Source organism: Flavobacterium sp. UBA7682 (assembly GCF_002482945.1).
Lineage (GTDB): Bacteria > Bacteroidota > Bacteroidia > Flavobacteriales > Flavobacteriaceae > Flavobacterium.
On record NZ_DLGY01000019.1, the window covers coordinates 127,447 to 147,372 of the forward strand.

Annotated in this window: 18 protein-coding genes; 7 read left to right on the forward strand and 11 right to left on the reverse strand. The window is 36.2% G+C overall.

The annotated features are described in order from the left end of the window. Positions 1–52: 52 nt before the first annotated feature. Together B3C16_RS04855 and B3C16_RS04860 are read right to left on the reverse strand one after the other, a co-directional pair. On the reverse strand, positions 53–1,465 hold the full coding sequence (locus tag B3C16_RS04855) for an MBL fold metallo-hydrolase (RefSeq protein ID WP_291129359.1): 1,413 nt from the start codon (positions 1,463–1,465) through the stop codon (positions 53–55). A gap of 64 nt (positions 1,466–1,529) precedes the next feature. Then, positions 1,530–2,315 carry a sulfite exporter TauE/SafE family protein gene (locus tag B3C16_RS04860; protein WP_291129362.1) on the reverse strand — a complete coding sequence of 262 codons (786 nt, stop codon included), beginning with the start codon at positions 2,313–2,315 and terminating at the stop codon, positions 1,530–1,532. A 205-nt stretch (positions 2,316–2,520) separates the two neighbouring features. Between B3C16_RS04860 and B3C16_RS04865 the strand changes: the two genes are divergently transcribed. Then, on the forward strand, positions 2,521–4,482 hold the full coding sequence (locus B3C16_RS04865; protein WP_291129363.1) for an endonuclease: 1,962 nt from the start codon (positions 2,521–2,523) through the stop codon (positions 4,480–4,482). A gap of 47 nt (positions 4,483–4,529) precedes the next feature. Here the strand turns inward: B3C16_RS04865 and B3C16_RS04870 are convergent, their stop codons facing one another. The 3 genes from B3C16_RS04870 to mnmE form a co-directional block, all read right to left on the reverse strand. After that, positions 4,530–5,066, reverse strand: a complete 537-nt coding sequence (locus B3C16_RS04870; protein WP_291129366.1) for a sensor histidine kinase — start codon at positions 5,064–5,066, stop codon at positions 4,530–4,532. Next, complete coding sequence (locus B3C16_RS04875; protein WP_291129369.1) at positions 5,060–6,496, reverse strand: PAS domain S-box protein; 1,437 nt, start codon at positions 6,494–6,496, stop codon at positions 5,060–5,062. The genes B3C16_RS04870 and B3C16_RS04875 overlap by 7 nt, the downstream gene beginning before the upstream one ends. A 98-nt stretch (positions 6,497–6,594) precedes the next feature. Then, on the reverse strand, positions 6,595–7,998 hold the full coding sequence (gene mnmE / locus B3C16_RS04880; RefSeq protein WP_291129372.1) for a tRNA uridine-5-carboxymethylaminomethyl(34) synthesis GTPase MnmE: 1,404 nt from the start codon (positions 7,996–7,998) through the stop codon (positions 6,595–6,597). 178 nt (positions 7,999–8,176) lie between these two features. Between mnmE and B3C16_RS04885 the strand changes: the two genes are divergently transcribed. Further along, the gene (locus B3C16_RS04885; RefSeq protein WP_291129375.1) at positions 8,177–9,010 is read left to right on the forward strand and encodes a universal stress protein; all 834 of its coding nucleotides are present in this window, start codon (positions 8,177–8,179) and stop codon (positions 9,008–9,010) included. A 57-nt stretch (positions 9,011–9,067) separates the two neighbouring features. On the opposite strand, the gene dnaN is transcribed toward B3C16_RS04885, so the two are convergent. The 5 genes from dnaN to B3C16_RS04910 form a co-directional block, all read right to left on the reverse strand. Then, positions 9,068–10,186, reverse strand: coding sequence for a DNA polymerase III subunit beta (gene dnaN, locus B3C16_RS04890; protein WP_121314402.1), 1,119 nt, complete (start codon positions 10,184–10,186; stop codon positions 9,068–9,070). Between the two features lie 145 nt (positions 10,187–10,331). Then, the gene (gldG, locus tag B3C16_RS04895) at positions 10,332–12,017 is read right to left on the reverse strand and encodes a gliding motility-associated ABC transporter substrate-binding protein GldG (RefSeq protein ID WP_414655253.1); all 1,686 of its coding nucleotides are present in this window, start codon (positions 12,015–12,017) and stop codon (positions 10,332–10,334) included. Further along, entirely contained in the window at positions 12,014–12,739 is a 726-nt protein-coding gene (gene gldF, locus B3C16_RS04900; protein WP_291129381.1) for a gliding motility-associated ABC transporter permease subunit GldF, read from the reverse strand. Before gldF ends, gldG begins: the two co-directional genes overlap by 4 nt. A 38-nt stretch (positions 12,740–12,777) precedes the next feature. Further along, the gene (locus B3C16_RS04905; protein WP_291129384.1) at positions 12,778–13,074 is read right to left on the reverse strand and encodes a putative quinol monooxygenase; all 297 of its coding nucleotides are present in this window, start codon (positions 13,072–13,074) and stop codon (positions 12,778–12,780) included. 146 nt (positions 13,075–13,220) lie between these two features. Continuing rightward, the gene (locus B3C16_RS04910; RefSeq protein ID WP_291129387.1) at positions 13,221–14,045 is read right to left on the reverse strand and encodes an SAM hydrolase/SAM-dependent halogenase family protein; all 825 of its coding nucleotides are present in this window, start codon (positions 14,043–14,045) and stop codon (positions 13,221–13,223) included. 123 nt (positions 14,046–14,168) lie between these two features. Here B3C16_RS04910 and B3C16_RS04915 point away from each other — a divergent pair, with 123 nt between their 5' ends. From B3C16_RS04915 to B3C16_RS04930, 4 genes are all read left to right on the forward strand, one after another. Continuing rightward, positions 14,169–15,122, forward strand: coding sequence for a PhoH family protein (locus B3C16_RS04915; protein WP_291129390.1), 954 nt, complete (start codon positions 14,169–14,171; stop codon positions 15,120–15,122). Between the two features lie 252 nt (positions 15,123–15,374). Next, positions 15,375–16,322, forward strand: a complete 948-nt coding sequence (locus tag B3C16_RS04920; protein WP_291129392.1) for a phosphoribosylaminoimidazolesuccinocarboxamide synthase — start codon at positions 15,375–15,377, stop codon at positions 16,320–16,322. A gap of 151 nt (positions 16,323–16,473) precedes the next feature. Continuing rightward, positions 16,474–16,848, forward strand: coding sequence for an ankyrin repeat domain-containing protein (locus B3C16_RS04925; RefSeq protein WP_291129395.1), 375 nt, complete (start codon positions 16,474–16,476; stop codon positions 16,846–16,848). Positions 16,849–17,086: 238 nt separating this feature from the next. After that, positions 17,087–17,569: a hypothetical protein gene (locus B3C16_RS04930; RefSeq protein ID WP_291129398.1), complete on the forward strand. Its 483-nt coding sequence runs from the start codon at positions 17,087–17,089 to the stop codon at positions 17,567–17,569. Positions 17,570–17,638: 69 nt separating this feature from the next. Here B3C16_RS04930 and B3C16_RS04935 read toward each other — a convergent pair whose 3' ends face one another. Next, complete coding sequence (locus B3C16_RS04935; RefSeq protein ID WP_121314391.1) at positions 17,639–18,727, reverse strand: M42 family metallopeptidase; 1,089 nt, start codon at positions 18,725–18,727, stop codon at positions 17,639–17,641. Between the two features lie 80 nt (positions 18,728–18,807). Here B3C16_RS04935 and B3C16_RS04940 point away from each other — a divergent pair, with 80 nt between their 5' ends. Beyond that, positions 18,808–19,479 (forward strand): DUF4294 domain-containing protein, encoded by a 672-nt coding sequence (locus tag B3C16_RS04940; RefSeq protein ID WP_291129402.1) that lies wholly within the window; start codon positions 18,808–18,810, stop codon positions 19,477–19,479. Positions 19,480–19,926: the final 447 nt, after the last annotated feature.

Here is a 19,926-nt window from a genome sequence, read left to right on the forward strand (position 1 = left end):
ATGTATTTAAATTGCAATAGGATAAAGTGAATTTTTTGTTTTTTTTATATAATTATTTTCTGGTGGACGGACAAACAAATTGGGTGCAATTAACAGCAGTTTGCTTAATGCCATTCATGCCTTTTTCCACATTAATCAGATTGTGAATTCCTCTTGATTTTAAGATAGAAGCCATAATAACAGAACGATAACCACCGGCGCAATGCAAAAAGAAGTTATCTCCTTTAGGAACGCTTTGGAAGTTTTCATTAACGGTATCTAATGGAATATTTACAGCATTTTCAACATGCTCGGCTTCGTATTCCCCCGGTTTTCTGGCATCAACCACTATGCTGTTTGTGGTTAATTGACTGGAAAATTCTTCAGGAGAAATTGATTTAATACTATCTGTTTCAAAACCGGCATTACTCCAAGCTTCAATACCACCGTTTAAATAACCTAAAACATGGTCAAAACCAACACGTGATAATCGAGTAATAGTTTCTTCTTCTCTTCCTTGTGGAATAACCAATAACAATTTTTGATTGACATCTCTTAGTAAAGAGCCAACCCAAGGTGCAAAATTACCTTGTATACCTATAAAAATGGAATTGGGAATATGTGCTTTTACAAAGTCATTTTCGTGGCGAACATCCAAAACAACTACATCGCCTTGGTTGGCAACGGCTTCAAATTCCTTTGGCGAAAGTCCAATATTGCTTTTTTCAATGACTGAATCTAAGCTCTCATACCCTTTAATGTTCATCATCACGTTTTGAGGAAAATAAGCCGGAGGAAGTCCTAAACCGTCCAATAATTCTTTGGTAAATTCTTCCTTAGTCATATCAGCTCTTAAGGCGTAATTGGTTCGTTTTTGGTTGCCCAAAGTATCTGTAGTTTCTTTGCTCATGTTTTTACCGCAAGCACTTCCGGCACCATGACTCGGATACACAATCAATTCATCGCTTAAAGGCATAATTTTGTTTCGCAACGAATCAAACAGATAAGATGCCAGTTTTTCCTGAGTCAATTCTTCTGTTAAGGCTTGTGCTAAATCAGGTCGGCCTACATCACCAATAAATAAAGTATCACCGGTAATGATGCCGTGTTGCTTTCCGTTTTCATCGGTCAAAAGGTAACAAGTACTTTCTAAAGTATGACCCGGAGTGTGAATGGCTTTAATGGTATAATTACCTACTTTAAATTCCTGATTGTCTTCTGCAATTATGGCTTCAAATTCAGGAGCAGCCGTTGGACCATAAACAATTTGGCCACCACTTTTTTGCGCTAAATCTATGTGTCCCGAAACAAAATCCGCGTGGAAATGGGTTTCAAAAATGTATTTGATTTTAGCATTGTCTTTAGCGGCTTTGTCGAGGTAAGGTTGTACTTCGCGGAGCGGATCAAAAATGGCCGCTTCACCATTGCTTTCAAGATAATACGCTGCTTGAGCAATGCATCCGGTATATATTTGTTCGATTTTCATAGTGGAAAAGATTTATGCAAATTTAAAGATTAGAGAAGTAGGAACAATTTGAATTTAGAATACTTTATGAAAATATCTCTTTGTAAATAATGAATACAGCCATGGTCAAAACAAAGAACCCAAAAATTTTCTTGAGTCTTTTTTCGTTGATGTATTTTTGAATAAAAAGACCGATAAAAATACCAATAACTGATAAAGCAGTAAATGACAACAGAAATTTCCAATCAATGATTGTAGTTTGAACATCGCCAAGGAAGCCAATTAGGGAATTGATAGTGATAATTAAAAGCGAGGTGCCAATGGCTTTTCGGATTGGCAATTTAGCCAGTTTCATTAACGCCGGGATGATTAGAAAACCGCCACCGGCACCAATTAGTCCAATCAATAATCCCACTAAAAACAATTGGATAATCAACCAATACTTGTTTTGATGTTCCGCTTTTATGATGACTTTGCTTTCTTTCAGCATCGAAATGGCCGCTAACAACATGACAACTGCAAAAATTAACATTAAAAAAGTGCCTCTGGTTAGCTGTAACGAACCCAAATAAAATAACGGATCTGGAATACTCGGCACAACAAATTTTCGAGCCAAATAAACACCAAGTACTGATGGAATGGCAAATTGAAAAGCTGTTTTCACGTCGATGGATCCTTTTTTAAAGTTCTGAAAACTTCCGAAGGCTGAGGTAGTTCCAACAATAAATAGTGAGTAAGCACTGGCTATCACAAAATTCAGATTGAGTAAGTACACCAATATCGGTACAGTTAAAATGGAACCGCCACCACCGGTAATTCCCAAAACGATGCCTATAAATAAAGCACCAATATATCCTAAAATTTCAAGCATTATTTAAAATAATAATTAGTGTAAAAATAGTGTATTTATGTTTAAAAAAAGCCACAGATTTCATGTAGTAAAATTCTATCGTCAACGTCTTTTATTTAAAGTTTTTTCTTTAAAAAGGATTTTTGTATTAGTTAAATTATCACAAATAAATTGAATTGTAGCTTTAATAGATTGCATATCAATAAATTTGGTAAAATTTCAATTAATGCTCAAAAAACTATTTTTCTGTCTATTGATGGCGTCCACCTCAATAGTACAATCTCAGGTGCTCATTAATGAGTTCGATTCTGATACGCCAAGTACCGATGACAAAGAATTTATCGAATTAAAATCGGAAACACCCAATTTTTCCCTTAATGGCTATATCTTAGTTTTCTTTAACGGAACAGGATCTTTAGCCGATACCAGTTATTTTTCTATAAGTCTGAATGGTTTAACTACCGATACAAATGGTTTGATTCTTATTGGTAATAATTTGGTATCACCTGTGCCGGAAAGGGTTTTCGGTATAAGCTCTATTCAGAATGGGCCTGACGGAGTTGGTTTATATTTAGGATCAACGGCCGATTTTCCTATGGGAACTACTGCCTCTACGACCAATTTGATTGATGCTTTGGTTCATTCAAATGCGGCGGCACAAGCCACTAACTTATTTCCTTTACTAGGGGTAAGCACTCAAATAAATGAAAATGCAAACAGTCAAGGCACATCACAATCCATTCAAAGAAAATCAGACGGAACATGGGAAGTCAAAGCACCAACACCCGGAGCAAATAATGACGGAAGCGGTTTTATATTCAACGGAGTAACCATTATGGCCAATACGGCGCACAAAATCGAAGGCGATAGTTTTCCTATTACTTTTACAACGCAAACAAATGTGACGAGTGATTTATCATTTTCTTTCACACTCAACAATGGTTCTTTCAATACTGCCGATTTTACCGGAGCGACCTCAGTTTTTATTCCTATAGGTTCCAATACTTTTACTACTACCATTACACTAATTGATGATATTGTAGATGAAGGCGATGAAGTGCTGAAAATAAAGTTTGGCGATTTGCCATTGGGTTACAACCGAAGAAACGACAATGTTGAAATCAGAATTGTTGACAATGATTTTACTACTTCGCCCTACGGAACGCCATTAAATCCAACTTTTGGAAATGTTGCCAGTACAGCACCGGTTGGTTATTACGCTTCAATTGAAGGATTGTCCGGAGCTGCTTTAAAGCAAGGATTACAAGATATTATTGCGAACCCCGCGGTAGTTAGGGCACATACTTATGGAGATATAACGGATATTTTAAAAGTAGCCGATCAAAACCCGTTGAATAGCAATCAGGTTTGGTTAATGTATGTGGAAACGCCCAGAGCCAAGTTAGATTTTCAAACTACTTCCAGCAGTATTGGTTCTTGGAACAGAGAGCATATCTATCCGCAATCACGTGGCGGATTTGCCAATGCTACAGAAGATACTCCTGATGGGATAAATGTATGGTTGCCCACCAGTGCAGATGATATTGCAGCCGGTCATGCCGATGCACACCATCTTCGTGCGGAAGACGGTCCAGAAAATAGCTCTCGAAGCAACAAAGATTACGGATTAACAGGATACAATGGTCCAAGTGGAACACAAGGTTCTTGGAAAGGTGATGTGGCCCGATCCGTTTTTTATATGGCTGTTCGTTACAATGGGTTAGAGGTCGTTAATGGAGATATTCCTGATACTACCGTAGGACAATTAGGAGATTTAGGATCGTTGTTGTCTTGGAATCAAACTGATGCCAGAGATGATTTTGAAATGAACAGAAATAACTACATCTACACTTGGCAAGTGAATAGAAATCCATTTATCGATTATCCGAATTTAGCCGATTATATTTGGGGAATTCATGCAGGAGAGCAATGGTTTTCGTCGCTTTCAACCAATGAAAATGCAACGATTAGGTTTGTGGTTTATCCCAATCCGGCCAGAGATAGTTTTACCGTTTCAGGATTGAATACCGATGCTGTATTGGAGCTTTACAATAGTCTGGGAATAAAAGTTTTTGAGCAAAATTTTAGTGGACAAACTACTATGATTCCTAATGTGACTACAGGTGTTTATTTGGCAAAGATAACCAGTAACGGAAAATCTGAGGTGAGAAAGATTGTGATTCAGTAATCATTAAAAATCAAAATCAATGAGCCAGTCTATACCGATTGGCTTTTTTATTTGAAGTAAATCGTAAAAGTAGTGCCTTCGTTAATTGTACTTTCGGTTTTAATTTTTCCACCCATAGCATCAATTTGATTCTTGGTAATAAAGAGTCCAATTCCTTTGGCATCAGGGTTGTTGTTAAAGGTTTTGTACATACCAAATAAATTATCACCATATCTTTTTAGGTCAATTCCAATGCCGTTATCCGCTATAATCAGCGCTTTTTCTGTTTCGTTATAGGAAATAGTTACAATTGGGTTTCGCTTCGGATGGCTGTAGCGAATAGCATTTGACATAAAGTTGTATACAATACTTTCCAAATAAGCCGCATTGTAGTCAATTTCAACAAAATCGGGAACCAAATTTTTTACAATTGCTTCTTTATCAATAATTTGTTGGTTTAATAGCGTTTTGCTTTTTTCTATATAATGACTCAGATTCAAACGCTCAATCGTTAAATTGATGTTGGTTCTAATGTTGACTACTTCATTCAAATTTCTCAAAGTTTCATCAAGTGATTTAGAAACTTGTTTGAGTAAATCTACCATTTCGTCTGTTCGTCTTTGGTTTTAACTCCATCTAAAAGACTAGAAATTAGCTCAATATTACTCGTGTGTGATCTGAGATTGTGCGAGACGATAAAGGAAAAATTCAGTAATCTTTTATTTTGCTCCGAAACCAATTCAAAAGATTGTTTTAATTCCTCTTCAGCTCTTTTTTTATCGGTAATGTCTTCAACAATAGCAATGTGATTTTCTATAACATCTCCTATTTTTCCTAAAGTGGAAACAATCAGATTGACCCAAACCACGCGTCCCGATTTATGGATGTATCTTTTTTCTAAACAAAATTCAGTAATCAAACTTTTTTTGAGTTTGTCCATATTGTTCAAATCCTTTTCCAGATCATCAGGATGGGTTATACTTTGAAAATTGGTGGACAAAAGTTCTTCTTCGGTATAACCTACAATTCTGGCGTATTCTTTATTCAACGTAATAAAATGACCGGTATTGGTATCTAATTTGGCAATACCAACCGGTGCCTGATTAAAAATGGCTCTGAATTCTGCTTCGCGTTTGACAATTTTTTTGGTTTGTTTTTCAATTAAAAGTTGCAGTTTGGCAGGTTTTTTCAATATCGATGTTATCCATAACGCCGAAATGATACACAGCAATAAGCCTAATATAGTAGAGGTGTAAAGTTGGTAAAAAATAGAGTCATTATAGCGGCTGATTAAATAGAGTTTCCAATCGCCATCTGGTATGGTAACGGTTTGATAGTATTTATTTTCCAAATTGATTTTACCCGGAAGAAAGAACTCTTCTTTATGAGTCGTCGGATTTTTTTTAGAGAACTGAAAGTAATATTTAGAATCATCAATCGCTTGAATGCCACTTTCCTTCAACAGAGTTTCTATTCTGATAATTACCGCAGAAAATCCCCAAAATTGATTGTCTTTAAAAATAGGCAATCTGCCTACAACTGCTACGCCACCTTGCTTTAGTTCTAACGGACCGGCAAAAAACATCAACTTCGTTTGAATCGATTTTTCGGCTTCTTCTTTAATACCGGGAGTATTTAAGATGTCATAATTAAGCGCTGCTCTATTTTCTTCAAAAGGATATACATACTTAATGACACCGCCGGGAACCAATTGAACTGCATCTATCGCAGGGTTATTATCAATCAACTGAGCTGAAATTTCCTGAAAATTTTCGGGTTCACCATCGTCATTAATGGTCATGGCTAAAGTTAGTGTGGTTGTATAGCTGTTTTTAAGTACTTGTTCAAAATTTTGTCGAACCACATTGATAATGTTGGACATTTCCCTACGCTCATTCTCTTTCACTACCTCATACCGCAATTTTACCACAAAACTTAATAAGCCAAGCATAATCAAAAAGATTAAAAAGCCCGTCCAATTAGGTCTCGTCAAAAACCAAAGCGATATTTTTTTCAAATTTTCTTTTAAATTCATAAAAAATCAGATGTTGAAAGAGTGAATAGTTGTGTATAAATATAACAAATATCGCCAAAAAAATGCCGAGGATATTAATTAATTTAATAATACTAAGTTTACTTCCCGATACAGAAATTAGCAAAAATATTTCCTAACAGCTCATCGTTAGTTACTTCTCCGGTAATTTCACCAAAGTAATACAAAGCTTGCTTAATATCAATCGCCATTAAATCTGAAGATAAATTGGTGTCCATGCCAAAACGCACTTTCTGAATCTCTTCTAAAGCTTTTAACAGCGAATCATAATGACGCGTGTTGGTCACGATAGTTTCGTTATTGCGCAAAGCTCCGGTGTTGACAAACGACATTAATTGGTTTTTTAATTCTTCAATGCCTTCTTTGTTTTTGGCGGAAATGGTTATAGGTTGTATGCTGTATGTTGTGATTTGGTTCAGTATTGTGGTTAATTCTGTTTGAGATAGCTTATCAACTTTATTCAGTACAACGATTATTGGTTTTAAAGGAAACTGATTTTTTATTTTCCCAATTTCGATATTTAAGCTTTCCAAACTGATTGCTGAACACTGAACACTGTCAACTAAATACATGACCACTTGCGCTTGTTCAATCTTCTCAAAAGTTTTTTTAATCCCAATGCTTTCTACAACATCTTTTGTTTCGCGAATTCCGGCCGTATCAATAAATCGGAAACTGATACCTTCAATAACCAATTCGTCTTCAATGGTATCACGTGTTGTTCCGGCAATGTCAGAAACTATGGCGCGTTCTTCGTTTAATAAAGCATTCAGTAAAGTCGATTTTCCCACATTGGGTTCGCCCACAATGGCTACAGGAATTCCGTTTTTGATTACGTTTCCAACCGCAAAAGAATCAATCAATCTTTTTAAAACAAATTCAATTCGGTTTAATAAATCTTTGAATTGGGTTCGATCAGCGAATTCTACATCTTCTTCCGCAAAGTCTAATTCTAGTTCGATAAGCGAAGCAAAATTCAATAGTTCTTCGCGCAGTTTCGCAATTTCGTTACTAAAGCCGCCGCGCATTTGTTGCATCGCAATTTGATGACTCGCTTCGTTATCCGAAGAGATCAAATCGGCTACAGCTTCGGCTTGCGATAAATCGAGTTTGCCGTTTAAAAATGCACGTAAGGTAAATTCGCCCGCTTGCGCCATTCGGCAACCTTTTCGCAACAATAATTGAATAATTTGTTGTTGGATGTAAGTGGATCCGTGACACGATATTTCAATCACATCTTCACCGGTGTAAGAATGTGGATTCTTAAAAATAGAAAGCAAGACTTGGTCGTATACTTTTCCCTCGTCAATAATGTGTCCGAGATGAATCGTATGGGTTTTTTGTTTGCTGATGGCTTTTCCGGAAACCGATTGAAATACTTGCTCAGCCATGGTAATAGCATCATTACCCGAAATTCTGATAACGGCAATCGCTCCGGCTCCAGAAGGCGAAGCTAAAGCCACTATAGTTTCCTGTGAAATCATCTTTAAATTTTTTACTTCGTACAGTTCGACCTCATGGTCTTGAGTGGGCAAAGTTAAGAAAAGTATAGCAGTATATTTTTATTAATGAGTTTAGGTTAAATATTTCACAATCTGATAATTATCATTTTAATTCAAATTTTATAATCGTAAATTTGAAAGAATATCAAAATGAAACACCATGAAAAAGATACTGATTCCATTAGATTTTTCAGAGACATCAGACAATGCCTTTGTCTATGCATTGGAAATGGCAAAGTTGCTCAAGGCCGAATTGGTTTTGTTGCACACTTTTGAATTGCCTGTAGTTGATAGTCAGGCAATGGCATTGAATTATGCAACCATTTACAATACAATTGAACTGGCTAATTTTGAGCATTTCAAAGAAAAGTTACCCCAACTTAGAAGCATCGCTTCAGAAAGAAAATTAGACCATATACCCATGAATCACATCCTAATGGACGGCGATTTACTCAATAATATCAAGAAAGTTGTGAATGAGGAAAATATAGATTTGGTTGTTATGGGAACCAATGGTGCCGAAAGTTGGTTTGATACTTTGATAGGAACCAATACCGGAGCAGTAATCACCAATGTGAAAGTTCCGGTGCTAAGCGTTCCGGCTGAAGCTAAATATCAAAAAATCGAAACCATCGCTTTTACCACACGATTCAGACCAAAAGATATTGAGGCCTTGCAAAAAGTTTTGTTTTATGCTAAAAAGTTTCGCGCTCAGGTCAAATGTCTTTATGTAAAAACAAGTTCTTCAGATGTAACGAGCGAAACTATTAACCGTTGGAAATCTCACTTTGAGGATGAGGAAAATTTGCAGTTTTTTATCATTCCTGATGAAGAAGTACAAAGAACCATTGAAGACTTTTTGGACAACCAAAGTGCAGATATGCTGGCGATGCTGACTTACAAAAGAAACTTCTTTGTAGAACTTTTTACAACCACTACCACTCAAAAATTATCCTACTATTTGAAAACACCGATTTTGGCTTTGCATGAATAAAAAAAACCGTCTTGATTTTTCAATCGAGACAGTTTTTGGTATAAATGGTTAGTTATATTAGTTGTTCAACATTACCGGCATCACCAACATAGTAACGGTTTCACCTTCATCTAAACCATCAATTGGTGTTAAGATTCCGGCACGGTTTGGCATCGACATTTCCAACATGATTTCATCTGATTGAAGATTCGTCAACATTTCAGATAAGAATCTGGAGTTGAAACCAATTTGCATATCGTCACCTTGGTAATCACAAGTCAAACGCTCTTCTGCTTTGTTAGAGTAATCGATGTCTTCGGCAGAGATGTTCAATTCGGCTCCGGCGATTTTCAAACGAATTTGGTGCGTAGTTTTGTTAGAGAAAATCGCAACACGGCGAACAGAGTTCAATAAAAGCACTCGGTTAATCATTAATTTGTTCGGATTCTCTTTTGGAATTACCGCTTCGTAATTTGGGTATTTTCCATCAATCAAGCGACAAGTCAATACATAACTGTCAAAAGAGAAAGTTGCGTTAGAGTCGTTATATTCAATAGTTACATCAGATTCTGACGTTCCTAAAATACTTTTTAAAATGTTCAAAGGTTTTTTCGGCATAATGAAATCCGCCACTTGCGATGCTTTTACATCGGTACGTGCATATTTCACTAATTTGTGTGCATCAGTTGCTACGAAAATCAAACCTTCCGGAGAGAATTGGAAAAACACACCACTCATTACCGGACGCAAATCATCGTTTCCGGCGGCAAAAATGGTTTTGCTAATCGCTGTCGCCAATACTTCTGAAGGAACAACTGTAGATGACGGATTGTCTAAACTCACTGATTTTGGAAATTCTTCACCCGGAGCATAAGCAATTGCATATTTTCCTGAGTTCGAACTGATTTCAATCGTGCTGTTTTCTTCAACAGTAAAAGTCAACGGTTGCTCAGGGAACGTTTTTAGAATGTCCAATAACAATTTCGCCGGAACAGCCACACTCCCTTTGCTGGTAGAATCAATTTCTAAAGTAGCTGACATGGTTGTCTCTAAATCAGAAGCAGATACTGTTAAGGTTTTATGGTCTAATTCGAAAAGGAAGTTATCTAAAATAGGCAAGGTGTTGCTACTGTTGATAACGCTACCTAAAACTTGTAGTTGTTTTAATAAGTACGAACTCGATACTATAAATTTCATCTGAATTTTTTATTTATTTTTATTGGAAGATAGAATGCCCATCTAATACCATTTCATCACAAACGCCGCTCAAGGCATTTCATCTGAATTTAATTTTTACAAATATATCTTAAACTAATAGATTTCAAAAAGTTTTTTATTAACATTACTTACTGTATTTCCGCTTGCGCAAAAAGGTAAAGACTACGCCAAATAACAACAAGAGAACAATTGGTACTGCTACAGTTACGACTTGCGAATAGGTATAGTTGTCATATACTTTTTGTTTGTCCAAAATTGGCAAATTTACTTCCTTGCTACGAATGTTAATAAGTCCGTTATCGTCCAGCAAATAATTGACGCAATTCATCATAAACTCTTTATTGGCATACAAATTATTAGTCCATTTGTCATAACCTAATTCCAGCGGCATTCCATCTTTGTCAAATTGATTTTTGATGATGTCACCGTCTGAAACGACTATCATCTTATTGGCTTTGCCCAAGTTTTTGAAAGTGTTGTCTTTAAAAGGCAAAACCCTATTTTCATACATTGAATGAAATTGTCCTTCCAATAAAACTGCGACAGGATAATTGCCTTTCCCGGCAAATTCTTTGGGTTCAGGACGAAGAGAAACCACTTCCAAACTCACTTGCGAAGGTGTTCCAACCAATCTTGAAACTTTTGAAGATTGAAGTAAAACAGTTTTCTTAATATCATTGCCTAAAAGTTCAATTGGGCTGGCAAAGTCAAACTTAATACCGTCCAAATTACTCACAATTGGATTGTTTGTAGTCGGATAAACCATTGGCGAATAAAACCAAGGATATTGCGTGTATTGTGTCGCGCTTCCTTGTTCTCCGGTTGCTAAAGCAATGGGTGTATTTTGCAAATCAAAAATCAAATCGGGACGAATTCTAACGCCGTATTTGAAGAACATATCGTTCAAACCTAAATCTCTTGGGAAAGCTAAATTAGTACCGGTTTCGTTGTACAAACTGTCCATTTCCATATTGACTTGGTCTAACAACCAAAGCGTTTTTCCGCCGTTGATGATAAATTGATCTAAGACTTGTTTTTCTTCATCGGTAAAAGCTTCAGTTGGTTTGGCAATTATGGCTAAATCATATTTTTTGAGGTGTTCTAAAGTACGGTTAGGACTATTCGGAACAGAATCTAAAGTAAAAGGCGCAATAAAATAATTATCTCTTACCGCCGTAATGAAGTTAGCGATGTATTGATCTTCTAATTCGCCGTTTCCGTTTAGTATAATGACTTTCTTTTGTTTGGCTTTGGCAACCGTATTAATGGCATTGGCGAAAGCATATTCTAAATGTTGTACAGAACTCACTACTTTTTCAGCAGTAGAAGCGCCCATCATATTTTTAAGCAAAGGCACTTTTATCACTCGGTCACCGCAAGTCGCCACCGCCCATGGGAAAACAACTTCTTGCGTTTGCTGGCCTTTGTCATTTACAGTTACATTAACCGGAGTTAAACCGCGTTCCAAAAATGATTGAATAGTCGCATCTTGTTGTTCTTCGTCTTCCATCGGATTGACGAACTGGAAGATGATATTTGGATTTTCGGCTTTGAATTCTTCTAATAATTGTTGGGTTTCTGTTTGCAGTTTTTTGAATTCACCCGGAAATTCACCTTCTAAGAAGACGTCAATATAAAGAGGTTCTTTAACTTCGCTTACAATCTTTAAGGAAGTTTCAGAAAGCGTATACCGTTTGTCGGCTGTTAAGTCAAATCGTTGGAACGCAAAATGACCGGCAAAGTTCAAAACCACTACAAATAGTAGAGTAACAGCTATTTTTTTTAAGTTGTTTTTAGACGCGCTCATTATGATTTCAGGGATTTTAATTTATACACAGTAAACGATAAAAACAAAAAGGCGACACTCACAAAATACAAAATATCACGAGTATCCAATACGCCGCGAGACATGCTTTTGAAATGATAATCCATCCCGATTTTGGAAACGATATCTTCAAAACCGGTTACATAATTGGAAACACCTTCAAATCCAAAATAAAAAACAAAACATAAAAATACCGAAAGTAGAAACGATACGATTTGATTTTCAGAAAGGGTAGAAGTAAAGATGCCTATTGCTGTGTATGAAGCCACTAAAAATAACAGCCCAAAATAAGAACCCATCGTACTTCCCATATCGATATTGCCTTCAGGCGAACCTAAGCTTGAAATCACGTAAACATAGACCAATGTTGGAATTAACGCGATTACAATTAATAAAAACGAGCCTAAAAATTTTCCGTTCACAATTTGCCAAATCGATAAAGGTTTGGTCAATAAAAGCTCAATAGTGCCTTGTTTTTTCTCATCCGAAAAGCTTCGCATGGTTACGGCAGGAATAAGGAAAATTAATATCCATGGTGCTAAAGTGAAAAACGGACTCAAATCAGCGAAACCGCTTTGTAAAATATTATATTCTCCGTCGAAAACCCAAAGGAATAATCCGTTGAGTAAAAGAAAAATGGCGATCACCAAATAACCTATCGGCGAACCAAAAAAGGATTTTATTTCTCGTAATGCGATTGATTTCATTTATATTGTTGTTGTTAATGTTTTTTACTGAACACTAGTTACTGAATACTGAACACTTTATCCACGCTCCATGCTTCCGGTTTATCGTTGAATAGTTTTTTGGTAAATGTCCAAACGTCATCAAACAAAGCCGAACGTCGGTAATTTTCTAAATCTTCTTCGGTTTCCCAATAACTATAGGTAAAGAAAATACACGGATTGTTTTTATCTTGATATAATTCTAAAAAACGGTTTCCGGGCGAGTTTCGTATTTTTTCTTTAATTAAATTAAAGTTTTCCAGGAATGCAGGAATGTGCTCTTCGTGAAAACTCATTTTAACTATTCTGACGAACATATACTACTTTTATTTATAAATTAATTAAACATAAATGAGCTAAAGCTCATATACCTGAAGCTCACCGAGCTTCCTCCTCTTAAGCTCAAATGTGAAAGCTCATTTTTACTATTCTAACAAACATCTTATTCCTTATTACTTATCCTTTAATTCTTAAAATCTATCGTCACCAAATCTCTATACGTCAATCCCAATAACGAATTAGCCGAGCCAACCGTGTCCGGATTACTTCTGAAAATGGCAATTTCTAAAAAACCTGCTTCGTTGAATATCGCCAACTTTTCGCCTTCATAATCTTTCCAAGAATACTTTTCGGAAACCACAATGTCCGAATATTTAGGTAAGATGGTTTTTATGGTTTGGTTTTTAAATTTGATTTCATAAGGTCTGCCTTTACCCATCTCCAAAAATAACTTCTTGGAAATATTTGTTACGGCATTACCTAAATGGTCTATGTAAATCACATAACCTTTAATTTGATTGTCTTGTACAACGGCTTGTAATTCGGTTACTTCTTTTATTTCCTTAATTTCTTTACCAATGACGTTCAATAGACCACCTTTGGCCAAATGACACGATACTTTTACGAATACATCTAAATCAGTCGCATCGCTTGGTAGTCGGTCGTGTATATTAATAGAGACTAATTTTTCGGGAACAATCTTCTGAATCAACATGCTTAAAATTCCGTTATCGGCACAAACAAAATATTGGTCATTCCACTGCATGGCAATATGTTGGTTTTCGGCATTTAATTCGATGTCAACACCAATCAAATGTACTGTACCTTTCGGGAAACTACTATAGGCTGCTCCAATCATATAAGCTGCTTCGGCGATATTAAAGGCGTCAATATGATGCGAAATATCAATAATGCGGGCTTCGGGATATTCAGACAACAACTTACCTTTCAAAGCACCGACAAAGTGGTCTTTTAATCCGTAATCGGTAGTTAAGGTAATTATTGACATAGATTGTTTATAACTTGATGGAAATTGGGCTCAAAAATAGTAAAATCCAATCTTTTAATTGATTAAATTTGGATACAAAGCTAATAATATATAGCGAATTATTTTAATTTAATACTACTGCTTTTGAACGAACGTATCATTGAATTACACGACATCGCACCCAAAGAATTTTGGGGCGCTCAAGATACTCATCTTGAAACTATTAAAAGGTATTATCCTAAACTCAAAATTGTCGCTCGTGGCACAACCCTGAAGGCATTTGGCGAAAAAGAAGAACTCGATGAGTTTGAAAATCGCTTTAACCGTCTGATGTTGCATTTTACACGCTACAACAATATCGATGATAATGTAATTGATCGAGTCATTCATAGCAATTCTCACGAAGAGCAACGCATGCCCGACAGTGATAAAATTTTGGTTCACGGCATAGGAGGAAAGCTAATCAAAGCCATGACACCTAACCAGCAAAAGCTAGTAGATTATGTGGCCAAAAACGATATGGTTTTTGCCGTTGGTCCGGCCGGAACAGGTAAAACTTATACCGGTGTTGCTTTAGCGGTAAAAGCTTTAAAGGAAAAGCAAGTCAAAAGAATCATCTTAACACGTCCTGCGGTAGAAGCCGGAGAAAATTTAGGTTTCTTGCCGGGTGACATGAAAGAAAAACTCGATCCATACATGCAACCTTTATATGATGCGTTACGCGATATGTTACCGCCACAAACTTTGGAAGACTATTTGCTCAAAGGAATCATACAAATTGCGCCACTCGCTTTTATGCGTGGCCGAACACTAGACAATGCTTTTGTGATTTTGGATGAAGCACAAAATACAACGCATTCACAAATGAAAATGTTCTTAACGCGTATGGGTAAAAACGCCAAGTTCATGATTACCGGTGATCCGGGTCAAGTAGATTTACCACGCCGTACAATTTCAGGATTGAAAGAAGCGATTCTGGTATTAAAAGATGTTGAAGGCATAGGAATCATTTATTTAGATGATAAAGATATCGTTCGTCACCGATTGGTGAAAAAAGTAATTGATGCTTATAAGAGTATTGAGAATAACGATTACTAGTTTTTTAAATTTATAATTTTGGAGCGAATGGCACGGGAAGGTTCAGTAATGGCAATTCCCGCTGTTCGCTCCAATCTTTTTTGCTTGGCGTGCTGAGCTTGTCGAAGTGCAAGCAAAAAAGGATTTCCACTTCCATCTGGGCTAAAAAAGTTATCGAATTGATTTTCTTTTTTTTGCCTATCAATTTGGAACGACTTACTTTTGCACCACAACAATTTACCCTTGCTTGTCAAAGGGCAACAACACAACACAATGAATACTATCACAACTACCAATTTCCAATTTCCGGGACAAAAATCCGTTTATCGCGGTAAAGTAAGAGAGGTTTATAATATCAACGACGAACTATTGGTCATGATTGCCACGGACAGGCTTTCGGCTTTTGATGTTGTGATGCCCAAAGGAATTCCATACAAAGGGCAAATCCTAAACCAAATCGCGACCAAGTTCATGCATTTAACTTCGGATATCGTGCCGAATTGGTTAATTGCCACACCGGATCCAAATGTAGCAGTCGGACATTTGTGTGAACCTTTTAAAGTCGAAATGGTCATTCGGGGTTATCTTTCCGGACATGCCGCTCGTGAATACGCTGCCGGAAGAAGAACTATTTGCGGTGTAACCATGCCGGAAGGTTTAAAAGAAAACGATAAATTTCCAACGCCTATAATAACACCAACTACCAAAGCCGATAATGGTTCGCACGATGAAGACATTTCGCGTGAAGCGATTTTGGAAAAAGGTATCGTTTCGGAAGCGGATTATTTGGTACTGGAAAAATACACCAGAGCTTTGTACCAACGCGGAACGGAAATAGCAGCAAGTCGCGGGTTAATTTTAGTAGACACTAAATATGAATTTGGCAAAGCCAAAGACGGCGTTATTGTATTAATCGACGAAATCCACACACCGGATTCTTCACGTTATTTCTATGCCGATGGTTATCAAGAAAGACAAAATAACAATGAAGAGCAAAAACAATTGTCAAAAGAATTTGTGCGTCGTTGGTTAATAGAGAATGGTTTCCAAGGCAAAGAAGGTCAACAAATTCCTGATATGACTGACCAATACATAGAATCTGTTTCAGAAAGGTATATTGAATTGTATGAAAATATTTTAGGAGAAAAATTCTTTAAGGCAGATATTTCGAATATTAATGCGCGTATCGAACAGAATGTTATCAACTTTTTGAAATCGTAAAGAAACTGTAAACATAAGATGATGAACCACGTTTAGGCGTGGTTTTTTTTGTGTCAAATGTTAAAGTTTTGTTATAGTTAACTATTTGATGCAACGAAAATTAGGGTTAAGGCGTCATATAGCCAATCAATAACTTTATAAATCATTCATCATGAAAAAAACAATCTTTTTTGCAGGCTTAGCTCTAGTAGCTTTTACTAATGTTGCTTTGGCAACCAACGTTTCAACAACACATTTTCCAACAGAAGTTACAATGTATGAAGTAACACCTCTTTGTAATGCGATTGTTAAAGGAGATTTGGCTACCGTTAAAAAATTTATCGAATACGGTTCCGATGTAAACGAATCGGTAAATGGAACTACTCCATTGATGTTAGCGGCTCGTTACAATAAAGTGGAAATCATTAAACTATTATTGGAGAAAGGTGCCAAATTAGACACTAAAGACGAAAGAGGCTATACTGCTTTAAAGTATGCTGAATTCTCTAATGCAAATGAAGCAGTTGCTTTATTAAAACAAGCATAGTAATTTAAAATAAAGCGCCATTTACAACTATAAATGGCGCTTTTGTCTATTAGTCAGCCAGTTAGATTAATTCAAAAGTTAAAATTATGTTAAATTTAAGTACTATGCAATACAAGATACCTTTTTTTAGCCATATATTTGCATAGGATATTAATAACACCCTAGGCGTTAGCCGAATTGTTTGGAGCGCAGCGGAAAAAATACCAAAAATCATCATCAAAAAAAATAATCAATCATCATGAAAACAACAATCATTTTTTTAGGACTAGCTGTTTTAGGTTTTAACAACAACATCACAGCAAACGAATTAAACGCTCAAGATTTAGTTCAACAGGATTTAGCTACAGTAAGTGTAGACAACGATCAAAAACAAAACCAATTGGTTTTCGTAAACAAAGAAATTTCAAAAATTACTTTTGAAAATACCGGAGAAGAGACTACTATTTTTAATCCAACATCTGTAATCAAATCAACTTACAGCAAAACTTTAGATGAAGTAATTACAGAAAACAAATTAATTACGGATACTTGTGAAGACAGTTACCAACCAATTTCATTAGAAATGTCTGCAGAAGACATAGTAGCGGAAAGAAATCAAATAGTAGAAAGCACAGTTGATACCGAGTATTATCCTTTAGATTTTGAAAGAATCAATCGCTCACTAAAAAACAACAAACCAAGTACCAACAATATGGCGGTTACAGTAGATTTAAAATTATAAGTTTTAGGTTAATTTTTTACAGCAATGTAAAAGCAAAAAGCATCCGAAAGGATGCTTTTTTGTTTAATGTTATTTAAAATAAGAAAATGAATCATTGTTCTCTATTTTCAACAAACTTTCGTATATAAGTTTAATCACATTTTCCACATCTTCCCGATGCACCATTTCCACAGTAGTGTGCATATAACGCAACGGCAACGAAATCAAAGCCGAAGGAACACCACCATTACTATAAGCAAAAGCATCAGTATCCGTCCCGGTTACTCTCGAAGTAGCATGACGCTGAAACGGAATCTTTTTGTCTTCAGCGGTATTAACAATCAAATCTCTTAAAGTATTGTGAACCGCCGGAGCATAAGCAATAACCGGTCCTTTGCCCATTTCCAAATCGCCCTCTATTTTCTTATCTATCATTGGCGTACTCGTATCATGGCAAACATCAGTTACTATAGCCACATTAGGATTAATCGTTTTGGTAATCATTTCGGCACCACGCAAACCAACTTCCTCCTGAACAGAATTGGTTATGTACAATCCAAATGGCAATTTCTTTTTGTTCTCCTTTAATAATCGAGCCACTTCGGCTATCATAAAACCGCCCATTCTATTGTCAATAGCACGACAAACAAACTTATTACCGTTCAAAATCATAAACTCATCCGGATAAGTAATCACACAACCCACATGAACACCCAATTCCTCTACTTCTTTTTTAGTAGAGCATCCACAGTCAATAAATATATTGTGCAATGTTGCCGATTCTTCCTTACCACGATTTCTCGTATGAATCGCAGGCCAACCAAAAACACCTTTTACAATCCCTTTACTAGTATGAATGTTCACTCTTTTAGAAGGCGCAATTTGATGATCAGAACCACCATTGCGTATTACATAAATAAGTCCGTTGTCCGTAATATAGTTAACGTACCAAGAAATCTCATCCGAGTGACCTTCAATAACTACTTTATATGGAGCATCCGGATTAATAATTCCAACCGCAGAACCATAAGTATCGGTAATAAAAGTATCAACATAAGGTCTCAAATAATCCATCCAAAGTTTCTGTCCACCCGATTCATAACCGGTCGGAGAAGCATTATTCAAATAGTTTTCTAAAAACGTAAGCGATGATTTGGTAAGTATAGATTTTGTTGTCATAATTTTTTTTTGCTAAAATATAAATTTGGCATCACAGTTGTTAAGGATATTATATATTTTTACCCTAATTATTATTATCTATGAAGAAGTTGCTTTTATTCGTTTTTATATTATTAATGGTTTCAATGGCGAATGCCCAAATCTCAACAGATTCCATTCAAAAAAAAGAAACAGTAACCGATGAAAACGACACCATTGTCAAAGATCCTATTCTTTTAGAAGAAGTCGTTGTCTATAAAAACAAGCTAACTCCCGCCGAGAAAAAAGAATTCCTGTTACTTCAAAACAGAGTCTATAAAGTATATCCATTCGCCAAAGCTGCCGCAGAACGGTTGATAGTTCTAAATAAGAATATGGACAAACTCAAAACCAACAAAGAGAAAAAGAAGTATTTCAAGATAGTCGAAGACTACATGGAAAATGAATTCACCGGACAATTAAAGAAGCTTTCCCGTAAACAAGGTCAGATTTTGGTCAAACTCATTCATCGCCAAACCGGCTACACTACATTCGAACTCATCAAAGATTACAAAAGCGGCTGGAAAGCATTTTGGTCCAACAACACCGCCCGACTATTTGACATCAACCTCAAAACAAAATACCAACCCTACGAGGTCAACGAAGACTTCTTAATAGAATCCATCCTCGATAGAGCTTTCACCAGAGGCAGACTCATGCCTCAAAAATCCGCAACTCCTGTTGATATAGATGAACTTACAGACTATTGGGAGAAAAAAGCTTTGAAAAAATAGTTTTTGAAGCGAAGGGTTAGGCAGTGTCAGTTATCCGTATTCCCGCTTTCCGGGCTACATGGTAGCCTCTACAATCGGGGCTAAGAGTGATTTCATTTGAACGTTTGTAAACAATCAAAAAAAACTTTCCTCTGCAAAAACCGCAGAACCAACGAGTTGCGAAAAACTTCCAAAAAAGAGTTGCGAAACACTTGCGAATGCCAAAAAGAGTATTACTTTTGCACCCGCATTGAAGCAGAGTTCTTTACTTTTTTGGATTAAGATTTAACAAAATCAAAAGAAAATTTGTGTAGCTAAATAAAACCTTTTATCTTAGCAACCCTGATTTTTTGAAAATCAAGCAGAAAGAAAATTAATTTAAAAATATTTTCAAAAAAGCTTGCCAGAATAAAAAAGTTACTTACTTTTGCACCCGCTAACCGGAAGAGAGGCGATATAATAAGAAGA

What these genes read in the sequence shown, in the direction of transcription:
- B3C16_RS04855 (WP_291129359.1), bottom strand. Translation starts at nt 1,465, where the DNA reads ATGAAAATCGAACAAATATATACCGGATGCATTGCTCAAGCAGCGTAT.
- B3C16_RS04860 (WP_291129362.1), bottom strand. Translation starts at nt 2,315, where the DNA reads ATGCTTGAAATTTTAGGATATATTGGTGCTTTATTTATAGGCATCGTT.
- B3C16_RS04865 (WP_291129363.1), top strand. Translation starts at nt 2,521, where the DNA reads ATGCTCAAAAAACTATTTTTCTGTCTATTGATGGCGTCCACCTCAATA.
- B3C16_RS04870 (WP_291129366.1), bottom strand. Translation starts at nt 5,066, where the DNA reads ATGGTAGATTTACTCAAACAAGTTTCTAAATCACTTGATGAAACTTTG.
- B3C16_RS04875 (WP_291129369.1), bottom strand. Translation starts at nt 6,496, where the DNA reads ATGAATTTAAAAGAAAATTTGAAAAAAATATCGCTTTGGTTTTTGACG.
- mnmE (WP_291129372.1), bottom strand. Translation starts at nt 7,998, where the DNA reads ATGATTTCACAGGAAACTATAGTGGCTTTAGCTTCGCCTTCTGGAGCC.
- B3C16_RS04885 (WP_291129375.1), top strand. Translation starts at nt 8,177, where the DNA reads ATGAAAAAGATACTGATTCCATTAGATTTTTCAGAGACATCAGACAAT.
- dnaN (WP_121314402.1), bottom strand. Translation starts at nt 10,186, where the DNA reads ATGAAATTTATAGTATCGAGTTCGTACTTATTAAAACAACTACAAGTT.
- gldF (WP_291129381.1), bottom strand. Translation starts at nt 12,739, where the DNA reads ATGAAATCAATCGCATTACGAGAAATAAAATCCTTTTTTGGTTCGCCG.
- B3C16_RS04905 (WP_291129384.1), bottom strand. Translation starts at nt 13,074, where the DNA reads ATGTTCGTCAGAATAGTTAAAATGAGTTTTCACGAAGAGCACATTCCT.
- B3C16_RS04910 (WP_291129387.1), bottom strand. Translation starts at nt 14,045, where the DNA reads ATGTCAATAATTACCTTAACTACCGATTACGGATTAAAAGACCACTTT.
- B3C16_RS04920 (WP_291129392.1), top strand. Translation starts at nt 15,375, where the DNA reads ATGAATACTATCACAACTACCAATTTCCAATTTCCGGGACAAAAATCC.
- B3C16_RS04925 (WP_291129395.1), top strand. Translation starts at nt 16,474, where the DNA reads ATGAAAAAAACAATCTTTTTTGCAGGCTTAGCTCTAGTAGCTTTTACT.
- B3C16_RS04930 (WP_291129398.1), top strand. Translation starts at nt 17,087, where the DNA reads ATGAAAACAACAATCATTTTTTTAGGACTAGCTGTTTTAGGTTTTAAC.
- B3C16_RS04935 (WP_121314391.1), bottom strand. Translation starts at nt 18,727, where the DNA reads ATGACAACAAAATCTATACTTACCAAATCATCGCTTACGTTTTTAGAA.
- B3C16_RS04940 (WP_291129402.1), top strand. Translation starts at nt 18,808, where the DNA reads ATGAAGAAGTTGCTTTTATTCGTTTTTATATTATTAATGGTTTCAATG.